This is a genomic window from Mesorhizobium sp. M2A.F.Ca.ET.037.01.1.1 (assembly GCF_003998075.1).
In the GTDB taxonomy this organism is placed as follows: Bacteria; Pseudomonadota; Alphaproteobacteria; order Rhizobiales; family Rhizobiaceae; genus Mesorhizobium.
The window spans coordinates 1-565 of the sequence record NZ_RZSA01001715.1 but is presented as its reverse complement, the minus strand read 5'-3'; the positions used below and the strand labels follow the sequence as shown (position 1 = coordinate 565).

The window sequence follows — 565 nt, the reverse complement described above, 5'->3', positions numbered from 1 at the left end:
CCCACATAACCGGCTGGGCGCCCGCACGCTATCTCAGCCCCAACAACCCGGCGTCTCCCCCTGAAGACGCCGCCGCGCCGGCCGCCGCTTCTGCCGCGCCTCAATCGCGTCCCGACGAGCCGCAGCCCGACATAGCGGCGCGCTTGGGCGGAGGCGAGCCGGCCGACCCGCCTTCCGCCGCCGAGATCGGCAGGACCGCCATGCAGGACGCCTATGGTCTTGCCTTCGCGGCAGCGACGAACGCCCCGTCCGAAGCCCCCAACGCCGGCATCCCCTGCGCTCGCCATGTCGGCCAACCGATGACCCGTTGCGAGATAGAAGTGGCGCGCACAGGCGGCGACAGCACCGTGGCGGTGACCTGGCCGGACGGCGGCACGCGCGTCATCAATTTCCATGACGGCAAGCCCGCCGGCTCCGACTCGCCGGACGAATTCCGCTTTACCCGCGAGGGCAACCTCAACATGATCCGCATCGGCCCATCCGAACGCTTCGAGATCACGGACCAGCTGGCAGCAGGGGAGTAAGGCAGTACGGCAATAAGGCAGTAGGGGAAGAAAGCACCTAC

At 68.7% G+C, this 565-nt stretch carries 1 pseudogene; it reads left to right on the top strand.

Going from position 1 to position 565, the window contains the following annotated elements:
• Positions 1–524, top strand: a pseudogene (locus EOA27_RS41340) (SH3 domain-containing protein); the annotation flags it as partial.
• Positions 525–565: the final 41 nt, after the last annotated feature.